At 69.8% G+C, this 14,599-nt stretch carries 16 protein-coding genes and 2 pseudogenes; 9 read left to right on the top strand and 9 right to left on the bottom strand.

Features of this window, described 5'->3' with window-relative positions:
* Positions 1-6: 6 nt before the first annotated feature.
* The 3 genes from IU369_RS15965 to IU369_RS15955 all read left to right on the top strand — a co-directional run bounded on the left by IU369_RS15965 (position 7) and on the right by IU369_RS15955 (position 2,412).
* Positions 7-858 carry a heparan-alpha-glucosaminide N-acetyltransferase gene (locus IU369_RS15965; protein WP_217921973.1) on the top strand — a complete coding sequence of 284 codons (852 nt, stop codon included), beginning with the start codon at positions 7-9 and terminating at the stop codon, positions 856-858.
* A 211-nt stretch (positions 859-1,069) separates the two neighbouring features.
* Positions 1,070-1,696 (top strand): TlpA family protein disulfide reductase, encoded by a 627-nt coding sequence (locus IU369_RS15960; RefSeq protein WP_217921972.1) that lies wholly within the window; start codon positions 1,070-1,072, stop codon positions 1,694-1,696.
* Positions 1,693-2,412, top strand: a complete 720-nt coding sequence (locus IU369_RS15955; RefSeq protein WP_217921971.1) for a cytochrome c biogenesis CcdA family protein — start codon at positions 1,693-1,695, stop codon at positions 2,410-2,412. Before IU369_RS15960 ends, IU369_RS15955 begins: the two co-directional genes overlap by 4 nt.
* Positions 2,413-2,513: 101 nt before the next feature.
* Here the strand turns inward: IU369_RS15955 and IU369_RS15950 are convergent, their stop codons facing one another.
* The 8 genes from IU369_RS15950 to IU369_RS15915 all read right to left on the bottom strand — a co-directional run bounded on the left by IU369_RS15950 (position 2,514) and on the right by IU369_RS15915 (position 11,084).
* Positions 2,514-3,332, bottom strand: coding sequence for an undecaprenyl-diphosphate phosphatase (locus IU369_RS15950; RefSeq protein WP_217921970.1), 819 nt, complete (start codon positions 3,330-3,332; stop codon positions 2,514-2,516).
* Between the two features lie 352 nt (positions 3,333-3,684).
* Complete coding sequence (locus IU369_RS15945; RefSeq protein ID WP_217921969.1) at positions 3,685-3,975, bottom strand: CPBP family intramembrane glutamic endopeptidase; 291 nt, start codon at positions 3,973-3,975, stop codon at positions 3,685-3,687.
* 323 nt (positions 3,976-4,298) lie between these two features.
* Positions 4,299-5,504 carry a murein hydrolase activator EnvC family protein gene (locus IU369_RS15940; RefSeq protein ID WP_217921968.1) on the bottom strand — a complete coding sequence of 402 codons (1,206 nt, stop codon included), beginning with the start codon at positions 5,502-5,504 and terminating at the stop codon, positions 4,299-4,301.
* 834 nt (positions 5,505-6,338) lie between these two features.
* The gene (locus tag IU369_RS23880) at positions 6,339-6,902 is read right to left on the bottom strand and encodes a signal peptidase II (protein ID WP_425516801.1); all 564 of its coding nucleotides are present in this window, start codon (positions 6,900-6,902) and stop codon (positions 6,339-6,341) included.
* A 492-nt stretch (positions 6,903-7,394) separates the two neighbouring features.
* Positions 7,395-8,414, bottom strand: a complete 1,020-nt coding sequence (locus IU369_RS15930; protein WP_217921966.1) for a hypothetical protein — start codon at positions 8,412-8,414, stop codon at positions 7,395-7,397.
* Positions 8,411-8,761: a copper resistance CopC family protein gene (locus IU369_RS15925; protein WP_217921965.1), complete on the bottom strand. Its 351-nt coding sequence runs from the start codon at positions 8,759-8,761 to the stop codon at positions 8,411-8,413. Before IU369_RS15925 ends, IU369_RS15930 begins: the two co-directional genes overlap by 4 nt.
* A gap of 98 nt (positions 8,762-8,859) precedes the next feature.
* Entirely contained in the window at positions 8,860-10,074 is a 1,215-nt protein-coding gene (locus IU369_RS15920; protein WP_217921964.1) for a ZIP family metal transporter, read from the bottom strand.
* Positions 10,074-11,084 carry a multicopper oxidase domain-containing protein gene (locus tag IU369_RS15915; protein WP_217921963.1) on the bottom strand — a complete coding sequence of 337 codons (1,011 nt, stop codon included), beginning with the start codon at positions 11,082-11,084 and terminating at the stop codon, positions 10,074-10,076. The genes IU369_RS15920 and IU369_RS15915 overlap by 1 nt, the downstream gene beginning before the upstream one ends.
* A 405-nt stretch (positions 11,085-11,489) precedes the next feature.
* Here IU369_RS15915 and IU369_RS23875 point away from each other — a divergent pair.
* Positions 11,490-12,088: pseudogene (locus IU369_RS23875) on the top strand (alkaline phosphatase).
* Positions 12,075-12,263 (top strand): annotated as a pseudogene (locus IU369_RS23755) (alkaline phosphatase); the annotation flags it as partial. The pseudogenes IU369_RS23875 and IU369_RS23755, both read left to right, overlap by 14 nt.
* Here the strand turns inward: IU369_RS23755 and IU369_RS23375 are convergent.
* Entirely contained in the window at positions 12,200-12,406 is a 207-nt protein-coding gene (locus tag IU369_RS23375; protein ID WP_246551283.1) for a hypothetical protein, read from the bottom strand. The pseudogene IU369_RS23755 and the gene IU369_RS23375 overlap by 64 nt on opposite strands.
* A gap of 126 nt (positions 12,407-12,532) precedes the next feature.
* Here IU369_RS23375 and IU369_RS23370 point away from each other — a divergent pair, with 126 nt between their 5' ends.
* The 4 genes from IU369_RS23370 (at position 12,533) to IU369_RS15890 (ending at position 14,561) form a co-directional block, all read left to right on the top strand.
* On the top strand, positions 12,533-12,712 hold the full coding sequence (locus tag IU369_RS23370) for an alkaline phosphatase (RefSeq protein WP_246551281.1): 180 nt from the start codon (positions 12,533-12,535) through the stop codon (positions 12,710-12,712).
* Positions 12,713-12,848: 136 nt separating this feature from the next.
* Positions 12,849-13,235 carry a hypothetical protein gene (locus IU369_RS15900; RefSeq protein WP_217921961.1) on the top strand — a complete coding sequence of 129 codons (387 nt, stop codon included), beginning with the start codon at positions 12,849-12,851 and terminating at the stop codon, positions 13,233-13,235.
* 265 nt (positions 13,236-13,500) lie between these two features.
* Complete coding sequence (locus IU369_RS15895) at positions 13,501-13,878, top strand: hypothetical protein (protein WP_217921960.1); 378 nt, start codon at positions 13,501-13,503, stop codon at positions 13,876-13,878.
* Positions 13,875-14,561 carry a winged helix-turn-helix domain-containing protein gene (locus tag IU369_RS15890; protein ID WP_217921959.1) on the top strand — a complete coding sequence of 229 codons (687 nt, stop codon included), beginning with the start codon at positions 13,875-13,877 and terminating at the stop codon, positions 14,559-14,561. Before IU369_RS15895 ends, IU369_RS15890 begins: the two co-directional genes overlap by 4 nt.
* The last annotated feature ends 38 nt before the right edge of the window (positions 14,562-14,599 follow it).

Below are 14,599 nucleotides of genomic sequence, written 5' to 3'. Positions count from 1 at the left end.
CCACCGATGCAGGTGAGATCCGGCTTCCCGAAAACCTTCCGACGTCGAACCCCGTCGCAGGTACCGGCCGGCGCCGCCCGGCCCGGGCCCGACCGGCTGTGGGAGATCGATGCGCTGCGGACCGTTGCGATCGCGATGATGGTCGCGTACCACGTGGCCTACGACGTCAACCTTCTCGGGCCGTCGATCGCCGTCGATCCGTTCGGTGGAGGCTGGCGTGCGCTCCAGGTCGCAACGGGATCGACGTTCCTGCTGCTCGTCGGGATGAGCCTCTCGATCGCGAATGCCCGTTCGCGGGGGCGCGGCGTCACAGGTTGGGCGCTCTACCGCCGACATCTCCGGCGCGCCTCACAGGTCGCCGCGGCCGCAGCCGCTGTCAGCATCGCGACGTGGCTGGTGCTGGGCGACGAGTGGGTTCGCTTCGGGATCCTCCATTGCATCGCCGCGGCGATGGTCATCGCCCCCCTCCTGGTGCCGCTCGGGATGTGGAACGTCGCGCTCGGGGCGGCGGCGGTGGCTGCCGGGTTCATCATCCGCGACCTGCCGCCGACCGACATCTCCGGCCTCGTGATCCTCGGAGTACCCCGGTCGGGTGGTGCCGGTGTCGACTGGTACCCGCTCCTGCCGTGGATCGGTCCCGCCCTCTTCGGCGTGGCGCTCGGGCGAGCGCTCTACCCCGGCGGTCGCCGGGGGACCTGGGGACGGGGTCTCGGTGAACCCCGGTGGGCGCGTGCGGTCGCCCGGCCCGGGCGCCACGCGCTGCCGATCTATCTCGCGCACCAGCCCATCCTCATCGCGCTGGTCGCGGTGGCGCTGATGCTGGTCGGCGCCGAGGTGAGCTGGGCCGCGTTCGAGTGAGGCCGGTCCTGCCGGGCGGCGGCTGGCGTCGCCCCACACGTCCAACAGCCCCGTCGCGCAGGCGCTTCCCACAGCGGAAGCCCGTCGCGATCAGCAGACTCGGGCCGTACGGTCGAGTCGGCCTTTCCCGCCCGGGACGGTCGTCACCAGGGAGGTACTCGCGAACGATCTCGACGTCTCCATCCGTCGTGGGTCCCCTAAGCTGGAATGGATGACGGACTCCGACCGCGCCGACTCGGAGGGCCCGGAGAAACAGTGGCCCGCGCGTCGCCTTGCGTTCGCCGTGGTGGCGTCGTTGATCGTCGCCGGCGTCCTGGGTCTTCTCCTCGTCGGTCTGACGGCCGGAGGGATCGACCGGAGCATCGACGACGCGATCGCCCGGGGCGAGCTCGAGGCGGCTCCCGCGTTCACCCTCCCCGTCCTGGCCAACGGTTCGGCGGTCGGAAAGCGCGAGGGCGAGCTCCTGTCACTCGAGGAGTTACGGGGGCGACCGGTGGTCATCAACTTCTGGGCCTCCTGGTGCGATCCCTGCCGACGAGAGGCGCCCGCCCTCGAGGAGGCCTGGCTCGCGGCGCGGCAACGGGGTGCAGTCGTGCTGGGGATCGACGTCCAGGACATCCGCGGCAACGCGCGCGCCTTCATCGCGGAGTACGGACAGACCTACCCGCACGTCCGGGACGGCAGTGACAAGACGTCCCGCGCCTACGGACTCACCGGTCTGCCGGAGACCTACTTCGTGGACCGAGCCGGCCGTGTCCGCGTCCACTGGATCGGGGAGATCGACGCCGCCCAGATCGGAGAGGGTCTGGATCTGATCCTCCCGCCCAAGGCACCGTGAGTGAGATCGGCGCCACGGCCTTCGCGGTCGCGTTCACCGGCGGGGTCCTGTCCTTCCTGTCTCCCTGCGTCCTCGCGCTGGTGCCGGGGTATCTCGCCTTCCTGTCGGGCGTATCGGTAGACCGGATCCCGGATCAGCGCCGCGCCGTGATGGCGCCGACCCTGGCGTTCATCTTTGGTTTCGCGCTCGTGTTCACCCTCCTGGGAGCCGGCATCGGGGGCGCCAGTGCGACGCTGAAGGACGAGCGTCGCGGGCTGGAACTCGTTGGGGGGGCGGTCCTGATCGCGCTGGGCCTCCTGATCATGTTCGGTCCCCGCCTCGGTCTCGGGCAGCGCGAGTGGCGTCCGCTCATGTGGGCGACCGGGCGCGGCGGGCGGTTGAGCGGCGGAGCGCTGACAGGTGTGGTCTTCGCCATCGGCTGGACGCCGTGCATCGGGCCGATCCTCGGTGGAATCCTCACCTTCGCTGCGACCGGTCAGAGTCCGTCGGGTGGCGCGGCTCTGCTGCTGGTCTATTCGGCGGGACTCGGGGTCCCGTTCCTCCTGACCAGCATCGCGTTCGACCGGGCCGTCGGCGTCTTCGGACGGGTCCGCCGCGCCGGGGCCGCCCTGTCCCTCGTCTCCGGGGCGGGTCTCGCAGCGATGGGCCTGCTGGTGGCCAGTGGACAGCTCGCGGTCATCACACGCGAGCTCGCGCGCTTCAACCAGTTCGGTTAGTCGATCGACGAGCCGGCCGTCGAATCTGCCGACCGGGTCGGTGTCGTCGAATCGGCCCGAGTTCTGCACTCAGGGCTCCGAGGTCCATGCTCGTCCCGCCGCTAGCTGATGGTCCCTGTCGCCGTGAGGATCAGGACGACGGCGCCGAGCACCACGCGGTAGACGACGAAGATGTACGTGGAGTGCCGCGCCAGGTAGCGCAGCAGGAAGGCGATCGACAGGTAGCCGACGACGAACGCGGCGATGGTCGCGATGGCGAGCGCGCCGAACGCCACGTCGTCGTCGCCGGAGATCAGTTCGGTCAGGCCGTAGAGGCCGCTCAGCACGATCGCGGGGATGGACAGCAGGAACGAGAACCGCGCCGCGGCCTCACGCTCCAAGCCGAGGAACAGGCCGGCCGTGATGGTCGCGCCCGAGCGCGACGTGCCCGGCACGAGTGCCAGCGCCTGGGCCAGGCCCACCCAGATCGCATCGGACCGGGTGACCTCCTCGAGTCCGCGCGTCTTGCGGCCGACCATCTCGGCCACCATCAGGATCAGCCCGAGAACGATCAGCACGACGCCGATCAGATACAGGTTGCGCGCACCGGTCTCGATCTGGTCGTTGAAGGCCAGGCCGAAGACGCCGATGGGGATCGTCGCAATGATGATGTACCAGCCCATCCGGGCGTCGAGCTCACCGCGCAGGTCCGGCCGGCGGAGGCTCCGCAGCCACACCCCGGTAATCCTGGTGAGGTCACGCCAGAAGTAGATGACCACGGCGAGGGTAGTCCCGAGCTGGATGACGGCGGTGAAGAGCGCGCCCGGGTCCTCCCAGCCCGCGAAGGCGGGGATGATCCGCAGGTGGGCGGTGCTCGAGATCGGCAGGAACTCGGTGAGCCCCTGCGTGATGCCGAGGATGATCGCTTCGAACCAGGACACGGGGCGGGACCATACGCACCGGCGCGGCCGGTGTCCCTAGCCGTTCGACCGGCGCGCGCCCGGAGAGACGCGGCTCGTCTCCGGCGGATCGAAGTCATGCGCGCCGCATTGGACGCCAACCGCGACCGAGCTCGCCTGCACCTTCGCCGGGTTTACACGTCCGGTTCGTGGAAGGGCCCGTGGGCGAACCGCGGTCGCCTTCGCGGGGCGGTGGCCAACCCCACTACGACGATGCGAGCAGGCCGACGAAGGCCACCGCGTTGACGACGCCGTGGGCCGCGACGATGGCGACGTAGCCGCGCTGACGATAGAGCCAGGCCAGAGCGACGCCCGTCGCAAAGACCGATATCGCTCAAGGCCAGAGGACGTATGCATCGAGGTGAGCCGCCGTGAACAGTGCCGCACTGACGAACGCGGCGGGCCAGAAGCGGAGGACCCGCACGAGCGCCCGGAGCATCAGCCCTCGAAACAGAAGTTCTTCACCCAACGGGGCGAGCACGACCAGCGCAAGGAGCGTGAGTCCCAGCTGCCACGGAGCGGTGCCGCTCGGCTGGACCTCCTCGAGGCGCCGCTCCACGGCCGGGTCGAGGGCGGAACCGGCCACCATGATCCCGGCCGCGCCCGCGACCAGGGCGAGCCCCATGCCGACCCCGGCTCGAGCGACTCCGGGCCACGGCCCTTGGACGCCGACGTAAGCCGACGCTCATGGCCGGGTAGCAGACGCCAGAGCCCGAAGCCGAACGCGAGGAGCAACAGGCTCGTCGCACTCGAGAGGACCGCGGCCACCGACGCGTCCGAGAGCGATAGGGCAGAGAGGCTTCCGGCTCCCACCGCGAGGAGGAGGAACGCCAGTAGAACCGCCCCGGGGGGGGGAGAGCAACCGCCAACGGAGGGAAGGGGATCGTCCGGCTGGGTGGGGCAGGTCGTTCGCGCCGGTGATCGCCGGCCGGGTCGGTTGCACGCGCCTCAGAGATAGCCGAGGGGATTGACCGCAGCCCCGTTGACCCGGATCTCGAAGTGCAAATGGACACCGGTGGAGTTGCCGGTCGTCCCCATCCCCGCCAGGACGGTGCCTTGGGCGACGCTCTGCCCGACAGACACGGAGATGCTCGAGTTGTGGGCGTAGGCAGTGCTGAGGCCGCCGCCATGGTCGACGACGACGAGGTTGCCGTAGCCGCCATTCCAACCGGCGAGGATGACTGTCCCAGCGGCTGACGCCCTGATCGGGGTGCCACTCGATCCTGCGATGTCCAACCCCTCGTGCATGCGACCCCAGCGTGGTCCGAAGGGCGATGTCAGCGTCCCGCTTACAGGCCACGCGAAACCCGACGAGGAGGGCGGCGGCGCCTGTGTGTCTGAGGTCGGGGCCGAGGCCGCCGGAGAGGACTGGGCCGCCTGGATCTTCGCCGCGAGGCGGGCCGAGCGGGCCTGGAGGTCGCGTGTCTCGAGCTCCAGCGCCTCGCGATTACCCCGAACCCCGGCCAGGAGCGCCCGGCGCTCCCCGAGGAGCGTCGCCATGCCGGCCCGCTGCTCCTCCAGCTCCGCCTTGGCCGCCCGGGCCTCCGCGGCGGCGTCCCGCGCGCGCGCCTCGGCGGCTGCGACCTCGCGGCGGGCCTTCGCGATCGCATCACGGCTCCGACGCGTCTCGTCGGCATAGACGGACACCGAACGCGCAAGAGCCGCGTCACGATCGGCGATTCCCTGGAGGAGCTCGGTGGACTCGACCGCCGCTGAAAGAGAGCCGGACTGGAGCAGTACGACGATCAGACCCGGCTCTTCGCGCACATATATCTCCCGGATGCGGCGGGCGAGCAGCACCTGGCGACGAGCAAGCGCCTCCTTCGCCGCGGCGAGTCGCTCGCGCGCGTCGGTCAGCCGGCGCGACAGATCGCCGAGCCGAAAGCGGAGGGCGGCCAGCTCTTCCTCGAGTCGGGCGGAGCGCGTCCGCAGGGGGGCGAGGCGCGCTTCGACGGCGCGGATCTGGTCGCCGTACGCTTCGACGTCGCCCGTCAGGACCCGCTCGCTCTCGCGTGCCTCTCGCAGCCGCTCCTGCGCCCGCTCCAGTCGCTCATCGACGGGCGCCGGATCCGGGGGTTGCTGAGCCGCTCCGAGGCCGACCGCCGTCCCGAAGAGGACTACCGCGACGCAGGCTGTGGCGACGATGGGACCCACGAGGATCTAGACCTCGCGCCCAAGGTCCGCGACTAGGCGCTCCGGGCATCTGATGTGGAGCTCCAGCCGGCCACAGCGGCCCCATGTCTCCGCGCCCAAAGGAATCCCGCAGATGGGAGCAAGCATCGCTCGCCGGCGCTCGCAGCACACGACGCCGAAGGCGACCGTTGCCTCGACCGGACCGTGACCGGCTTTGCCGGTGGTCGTCATCCGGGACCGCTCGGCGGTGGCGTCGCCGATATAGCCGGCCATGAAGGCGCGTTCGATGGTCTCGTCCCCCAGGGTCCACTGGTGATGAAGGTCGGAGTCACCCGCAGCGTGCTCCTTGGCTGCCCCCGCGCGGTGCCGACCGCACTCTAGTCAGGGGGGGCGACAGTGGCGTTTCCAGCGTCGAGATCGAGACCGAGTGCGTTCGCTCAGGACTCCAACTCGTCAGCGCGTCAGCCGATCCTGCCATAGCCCGGTTGCGGTAGAGGAATTTCGTCGGCGACCCTCATCTTGCTCCGGGGCTGCCTTCGTGGCGAGGACGCATCGCTCGGGGCTCGGGGCCGATGTACGCGACCGGGCGGAACACGAGCCGGGCCTGCCCTTACTCGAAGATCTCCACCGCACCTGCGTCCAAGGAGGGCATTGCGCTCCTCGGACGCCACGCAACTCCGCGTCGACCGCAACGACGGCCCGGCCTCGTCGGCTACCGCGTCTTGTGGGCGGGTCATCGCCCTACGTCGTTGCGGCTCGTGAAGAGCAGGGTAACGAAGGCGATGACCGCGACTTATCGACCAGGGGTGCGACTGTCCACGGGTACCTCCGTCGCGGTAAACCCACCCGCCCTGGTCAGCGGGGGTGAGGCCCTCCGGGGTGACGGCCTAGGTCATCCCACGGCAGTGGTTCTCTACCGGCGCGAGGCAGGCTGTCGCTCTGGGCCGGGGGCCGGACCACAGCCCAGACAACCACTGCACAGCCCACAGAGATCAAGATATCCGCGCCGTTGAAGGCGGGCCAACGCAGGGGGTCGATGTAGTCCGTCACGCTCGCGCGGAGCAGGCGCTCGCTGATGTTGCCCAGCGCGCCCGCCAAGAGGAGTACGAGTCCGAGCAGGCCCGCAGGAGATGACGAGATTCGTGGCCAGGCGATCGCGATGAGCCCTACAAGTGTCACCGCCCCCAGCACGGCTATCAGGCGGCCGTTGCCGGAAAAGAAGCCGAACGCTATCCCCTGGTTGCTCGTGCGCGTGAGTGAGAGACCGGGGGCGAGCCGATGATGGTCGCCGACCGGGAGTGCGGCTCTCACGGTCCATCGGGCGAGCTGATCGCTGGTCACGGCGACTAGGGAAACGAGGCAGATCGCCACCGTCCGCGTCCGCGTCCGCGCTCGATGCCGGCGCTGGGCCGCGAACATTGTCGCCTCGGCCAGAGTCGCTTGGGGAGGACTGGGAGCAGGGGATGTGTGGCCGATGGATCGCCGAAGTCGGCCCGCTACCTTCGCGCGTGGCGCCACTCGGCGACCTTAGCGGATCAAGCACCAGGGTCGGCGAGGCGAACCCGTCGCGGACCCGACGCTCCATCGTCGCTGGAACCCGGGTCGTTGAACATCTCTCTGGTCCTGCTGCCGTCTCCGCCGGTGGCGGAGCCGGACATGCTCGCGCCGAGGTGCTATCAGCCCTCCGGAGAGCGCTCAGCCACCCACCGCACGACCGTCGCCGTCCTATCCACTCGGCTCGCGCTCGTTGGAGTGCCGCTCAGATCCCCGAGCTCGCCCAGGAGACCGAGCGTTCAGCCGAACTCTCGCCCTGTCATCTGCGGCCGCTCCCATCGATGTGACCCTCGCTTTGGCACCGAGGTTGGCGCTCCCACCCCGAGTCAGCGCTGAACGGTACGCGTGGGACGTCCGTTACCGAAGCGCCGCTTCCAGGGCCTGCTCGAACTCGCCGACGCCGAAGGATCCCTCCAGCCGGGCGGCCACGCGTCCGTCGGCGTCGAAGGTGAACAACCACGGCTCGGTCGGTAGGCCGAACGCGCGGAGCGACGGTCGGAAACCGCGGTCCGGGCGGTTGTCAACGAATACCTCCTGGTGGATGAACTCGACACGATCACCGTAGGTCGCTTCGAGCTGGACGGCGAGATCGAGGACCGGGCCACACACCCGCGACTCGCAGAGCGCGGGTGTGGAGAACAGGAGCGCGACAGGTCGCTCGCCGATCACGTCGGAGAGGCTGACGTCGTGCATCCCGTCGGTCGGTTCCCGGGTTTCGACACTCGCGAGATCACCGCCGGCCGACGACAGGGTGTCCGTCGCGACGTCGGGTGCAGGCGCTCCGACATCCGGTACCGAGGTCGCCGTTTTCGCCTCGACGATCGTGGGGGCGCCGTACAGGCGCCCGTCGACCCGCGTCACCACGAGGATCTCGTAGGTGCGCGCGCGGGGCAGCATGACCTCCGTCGTGTAGATCGCCGCGAAGACGTCGTTCTCGGCGGCGCTGTCCGCTCCGCGGTAGGCGGGGTCGACCAAGAGTGGATCGAGCGTCGCCACGAACGGTCCCCGTGCCGGAGATGCGGCCGTCTCGGCGATGTAGACCGCACTCGGCGAGAACACCAACCGGTTGTCAGCGGCGATCACGCCGAAGGCGAATCGGTTGCGCCCGGGTAAGTAGACGGAGGTCGCGAGCCCGACCTGCGGGCCGGGATCCACGAGGTCGGCGATCTGTTGAAGGGTACGCCCGCGAGCCTTTGGGAAGTCGGCTGGGGCAGCCGTCGATGCTTCGCGCACCAGCTTCTCGAACCGCGCCTGACTCGCGCTGGTGGCGGTTGATCGCGGAGCGTCCGCGGCGGGTTCGTCGCCCCCGCCGCACCCGAGGATGGCCAAGACCGCCGCTCCCGTCGCGAGGCTGGCCACGAGCCGTCGCACCGTCATGGCGTCAACCGGAAGGCGAAGCCCCCGCCCTGCGTGAAGCCGTCGGCGGCGATGACGATCCACTGGACTCTGTAACGCCCGGGGGCGAGTGCGGATAGCGGAGCCCGGACGATGCGTGGTTTGCGGGCGGTGAAGCGAACCGCTTGTACCTTCTCGCGGCCGCGCGCGTCGCGCACGCGGACCAGGATCGGACGGCGCAGAGGTTCGCTGAAGCGAAGGACGACGGCCGGCGGCGCTTCGGCCAGCCGGTCACCGTCGCGTGGGGAGCTGGCGAGGAGCTCGGAGTGGCCGCTGGCGGACCCCGGCGCCAGCGCAAGCATGAGCACCCCGCAGGCGACGAACGACAACGGCCTACGCAAAGGGCCACCGAGACCATGATCGCGTCATGCGTGCATCGTAAGGGCCGGCCTGACCCGACGCGACCTAGGGCTTCGCGGCGACGCCCTCACCCCACCAGCAGCCCTGTCAGGTACATCACCACGATCCCCGCGAGGAACCCGCCGACGACCCACCCCGAGCCGAGTCCGCCGGGGGCCCGCCGGGCGATGTACCGCCCGACCTCCACGACGACCTGTGCCGCGGCGCCGACGGCGATCGAGAAGAACAGCACCGCGAGGACCTCGTTGGTGAGGAAGCCGCCGATCCACGCGCCGAGGATCGCGGGGGCGCCGGCGATCAGCGCCAACCCCGCGAGGTGGCGCAGGCCGACGCGCCGGCCCTCCGCGATCGGCGCCGCGATGCCGAGGCCCTCCGTGACGTTGTGGACCATGAAGCCCATGACCAGGAACGAACCGAGGGCGAGTTGGCCGAGCGCGAACGACGAGCCGATCGCGAGCCCCTCGCCGAGGTTGTGGAGGCCGATGCCGATGGCGACCATCGTCGCGAGCGCCAAGCCGGCGAGCGGAGCGTTCGCCGCACCCGCCGCGCCGCGCCGCGAGAGGCGGTGCGCGACCCAGGAGAGGCCGAGGTAGCTCACCGCGGCCCCGAGCAGCACGAGACCGGGGCCGCCGAGCGCGCCGGGCAGGGCGGCCTGCAGCGCGAGGGCCTCGAACAGGGCGTCGATCGCGAGGAACGTGAGCAGACCGCCGGTGAGGGCCATGAAGGCGGCGAGCCACCGGGGGTCGGCGCGCCGCAGCGACGGCAGCCAGAGCATGCCGAGCGCGACCGGCACCACCCCGACGAGGAAGCCGATGAGGGCGTATCCCCCGATGCTGCCGCCGTCGATGCCCGGCGTCTCGACCGCGGCCGGCACCGCGAACGTCGTCTGGATCCCGCTCGAGCTGGTGACGCCGACGGTGTAGGGGTCGTCCTCGACCCATGTGTAGGGGATCTCGATCGTCGTGGAGCGCAACCGCCCGATGGTGCCGGGGCCGTCGGTGGTGAACGGGACGATGGCGTCGTCCACCGTGACCACGGCGACGGTGATGTCCTCGGGCTGTGGGTTGCGGACCAGGACGCGGATCTCGTCGGGATGGAACTCGACGCGGCGGATCTCCACCTCGTCGGCGGGGGGTGGGTTCGTGCCGATCAGGTCGGTGATCGCGCTCCCCGAGGACACGTACGCCGAGGCGACGCCGATCAGCAGCAGGATGGGAAGCAACGCCAGCAGGCGGGCGCCCCAGCCTCCGCCACGCACCGGTTCGACGGCGTCGGTCGCCATCAGTCGTCGCTCACGTCGAAGAAGCCCATCCAGCCGAGGTCCGTGAACTCGGACTGGTGGGCGTGGAACATGAACCGGCCCGCGTTGTGCCAGTCGATCTCGATGATGCCGCGCTCGCCTTGGCACTGCATCACCGTGTCGGTGTACTCGAACTGGTCGGTGCTGCCGGTGCGGTAGTAGCGGAAGAACTCGCCGTGGAGGTGGAACGAGTTGATGAGGTCGAACTCGGTCAGGTTCGCGAGGTAGATCCTCAACGTCTCCGAGCGGCGTGCCCTGATCGGGTACTTCGCGTAGTAGAACGCCTTGCCGTTGACGGTGTAGAAGTTGTTCTCGCCGTCGCCGTCGGTGTCGAAGCCGTTCATCACGAGGACGATCTCACGGGCGGGGTGCCTCGGCTCGGGCGGGTCGATGATGAAGGCGCCGTACAGGCCCTTGTGGATGTGCTTCTTCAGCGGCGGCGTGTGGCAGTGGTAGAGCTGCATCCCGTAGGGGCGGGCGGGGAAGCGGTAGGTGAAGCTCTCGCCCGGCGCGACGATCTCGAACACCCCGTCCATGTTCGACGGGTGGATGCCGTGGAAGTGGATCGTGTGCGGATGCGCGCCGGCGTTCGTGAACTCCACCTCGAGGATGTCGTCCTCGGTGGCCCGGATCACCGGCCCCGGCACGGTGCCGTTGTAGGTCCAGGCGGGGAAGGTCACCCCGGAGGCGATCTCGATGTCACGGTCGAGCGCTGCGAGCGTGTAGCGGCGCACCCGCCCCGGCTGGTGCGGCAGGGCCGGCGGCGGTGTGAGGAGGGCGTCGAGGTCGCCCGGGCCCCCCGGGGCGGGGACCGCGTCGCCCACCATCGAGGCGTGACCCATCGCGACGTGCGCGTCGCCGCCCGTGCCCGCGGGTGGCCCCGACGCGCCGCTGAGGGCCGGCGCCGCCGCCAGCCCCGCCATCGGGATCGCCGCGATGACCGGGGCCGCGCCCATGATCGCCTGCCGCCTGGTGAACCGTCTGTTAGCCATGGGTGGTTCATACAGTTAGCCCCGGCTAACAGCAAGGGCGTACGAGGTCAACCGCTGAAAAACCGTGCCGGCGTGGATGCTGTCGCTCACCCCTCCCAACAATTTCGCGACGGCCGGAATGGGCCGTCTCCTTCCGCACCGGAGAGCCTGAATCGGGCATCGCAGACACTGTGTTGCTCGTCGCGTCAGCCCGCGTGGCGGCTCGGGCAGGCGCCTCACTTCTGCGTGCATCGCTCGGGAGTGGTCCACCGGCAGACGGCCACCTGGATCGCCCTAGGAAAGGCTTCTCCACTTTGCAACAGCTGCCGGGCGACCGGGGTGTGATGGTGGGCCTGCGAAGCGATCCACTCTCTGGTCGCGCTGGCCATCTTCAAGGAGGACGGTTTTGAGACTGAACTGAACAAGGTGGCCGCCGTCGCGGCGACCGTCGCACTGGTCGGCGGCGGGTACGCCGCCTCGGCCGTTGGCACCAACACGGGGGGTCCGACGCCCCCAAGAAGGGGCAGGCGAAGAACATCACACCCGACCGTGGTCGACCCCGTCACCGACTCGGCGTCGGCCGGTACCGCCTGGGCGTCGGGCGTGAAGACCTACAACAACGCGATCGGCAAGGACGCGGCGGGGCGGACCGTCGCGACGTTCATGGAGCAGGCGAAGGCCCGCGGGCTCCGCACCGGCAACGTGGCGACCTGGAGATCACCGACGCGACGGCCGCCGTGCAGCTCAGCCACTCGAGCCTGCGTGGCTGCCAGGGGCCCGACTTCTCGGCCAGCGCCTGCGAGCCCGGGGATACACCGATCGCGGAGCAGATCGCCCGCAACAACGTGGCCGACGTGATCCTCGGCGGCGGTCTGTCGCGCTTCGAGCCCGACGACCAGGCCGTCCTGGCCTCCAACGGCTACACGGTGCTCGGCAGCTTCGGGGACCCCGCCCTCGAGGTCCAGACGCCGACGACCCAGTCAGTGCCGACCGCCGAGGACCTCGCGGGCGGTGTCCGGTCGTGACCAGCGGGTGATCGCGCTCCTGGCCGACTCGACCCAGGGCCGCCGGCAGGGCTTCTTCCTCCAGGTCGAGGGCGCCCTCATCGACAAGCGCTCGCACGCCAACGACGCCGCTCAGACCCTCGAGGAGATGAAGGCCTTCGACGACGCGGTGGCGGCAGCGGTGGCGTTTGCCAAGAAGGACAAGAACACGCTCGTCATCGTGACGGCGGACCACGAGTGCGCCGGCTTCAACATCGTCTCCAAGGGCAGCTTCACCGACGCCGAGGCCGCGAACCCGCCAGGCAACGTTGACTCGGGCAACACCGCCAACAACAGCACGCCCTCGCGTCCGGACCGCAGCGCGCTGGACCCGCTTCGCTCCACCGGCCCGGTCAACGGGTCCGGCGCGGGGACCCCCGGAACCTCGCCCCGGCGACCTTCCGCACGGCGGACGACCCGACGACCGTGGCCGAGGGTGACCCCGAGGCGAGCCTCTGGCTCACGTACCTCTCCGGCAACCACACCGGGGCGAACGTCAACCTGTACGCGTACGGCAAGGGCAGCGCCAGGTTCCAGGGCTCGTTTGACAACACCGACATCTACTCCAAGATGAGGACGTCCCTCCGCGGGTTCTCGAACAAATGAACGGTCACCGCATTACCGGATGGGCCCCTAGCTGGGGGCCCATCCACGCACGCCTTGCGACGGGCTTCATCGCCGTCGCGGTCGCAGGCTGCGGAGGGGCTCGGACAGCCCCTCTGTCGGCCCGACGGAACGATCGTTGGAGACCGCCGCGACCCTCCCGGTCGCGACCGGGGCACGACGGACGCCGCGGACAAACAAAATTCCGCCCGGACGGGTCCGCGTCGAGGAGGGCCCCTTCACCGATCGGGTCGAGATCGAGGCGCTCACGATCTCCGACGATGCGCGGCCCGTCGTTCGGGGCCGGATACGCAACAGCGTGGACGTCAGCGAGCTGATCGTCCTCGAGCTGCAGGCCGACTTCTACGACGCGCGCGGCACCTTCATCGGGACCGGGCTCCAGGTCTTCCTGGATTCCCACGCGGGCGCGGGCGACGACCCGCTGTCCTTCGCAATCCGCTCGCCGGTACCGGTCTCCCGTGGGGCCTCGGCGATCCTCACCATCCCGCAGCTCGCGAACGAGTAGCGGGCTTACCAGTCAGTCGTCCGGGGCAGCCCATCGCCCGCCCCTCGCGGTAATCCGTCGCGAGTGTCGTTCCCGAGCAGCCTCGTTCACCCAGCGCCCCCATCGCGCTCCGCGTCGGAGCATCGCCCTCGTGGCGCCCCTCCTTCGGTCGGGCGAGCCTGGGCACGAGCAGAAGGCCGACGGTCACGAAGCCCTGATGCCAAGCCTCGGGTGGCTTGCGTTAGGGAGCCATCCGCGCGGGCCAGGCGCCGGTATCCTCGCCGCGATGATGGGTCCCCGCCCCCAGGTGCTGATCGTCCACCATTCGAGGGAACTGTCTGAGGAGATCGCGTTCCACATGCGTATCTCCGGTCTCGCGTCCCAAGTCGCCGACAACGCAGTCGAGGGGACCGAAGCCTTCGAGGAGCGGGTTCCCGTTCTGCTCGTGGTCGACATCGAGAGGACAGAGGCTCGCCTCATCGACCGCGCCTCGGCGACAGAACCGCCGACCAAGGTCCTTGTCCTCGCCCAGAGGATGGCGTCCGCTGAGCGCATGGACCTGATGGGAAGGGGCGCTACCGATACCCTGACCGGGCGGGTGTCGGTCCGCCGGTTGATCACACAGGCGCTCGCCACGATCTCTCCTAAACCTCCGCTGAAGTGACCCCGGAAGGCATCGTCGTCGCCGGGGCGCTGCGTGTTGATCCCCGCCGCATCGAGGTCTCCTTTGACGACCGCCCGGTGGCGCTCAGTCCCCGGGAGTACAAGTTGTTGGTGGTGCTTCTGGAGGAAAAAGGGCGGGCCTTGTCGCGCGACGAGATCTGCCGACGCGTGCGGGGCGAGGACCTGACAAGAAGCGACCGTCGGGTCGACGTGCTCGTACGCCGTCTGCGCAAACGCCTTCACGCCTCGGACGGGGCGTTCAGTTACGTGCAGACAGTGCCGGGGACCGGGTATCGGTTGCCTGCTGCGGCTGAGTCGGGATCCTTTCGCGCCAAGGTGACCCCGGACGGCGTCGTCGTGGCCGGCGGGCTACGCGTCGATCCGCGCCGCATCGACGTCTCGGTCGACGACCGACCGATACTGCTCACCCCGCGGGAGTACCAGCTATTGGAGATCCTCTTAGAGGCGGAGGGTCGCGCGGTGTCGCGCGACGAGATCTCCCGGCGTCTCTGGGGTGAGGACTCGGTGTGTCATGATCGAGCGGTGGACATGCTGGTGCGCCACTTGCGTCGGCGCCTGCACACCCGAGAAAGCGCTTTCAGCTACATCCAGACCGCGCCGCGTGTGGGGTACAAGCTGCTCGCCGTAGCTTGCTCGGGTCCCCCGCCGCGCGAGGGGCCCTGAGCCCCGGGCCGTGGTGTCCTCGCGTTCTCCAGCGCTAG

Origin of the sequence: Miltoncostaea oceani (genome assembly GCF_018141545.1) — a bacterium.
GTDB classification, from domain to species: Bacteria; Actinomycetota; Thermoleophilia; order Miltoncostaeales; family Miltoncostaeaceae; genus Miltoncostaea; species Miltoncostaea oceani.
Note: the sequence above shows the minus strand (reverse complement) of the source record. Positions and strands in the feature narration are given on the sequence as shown.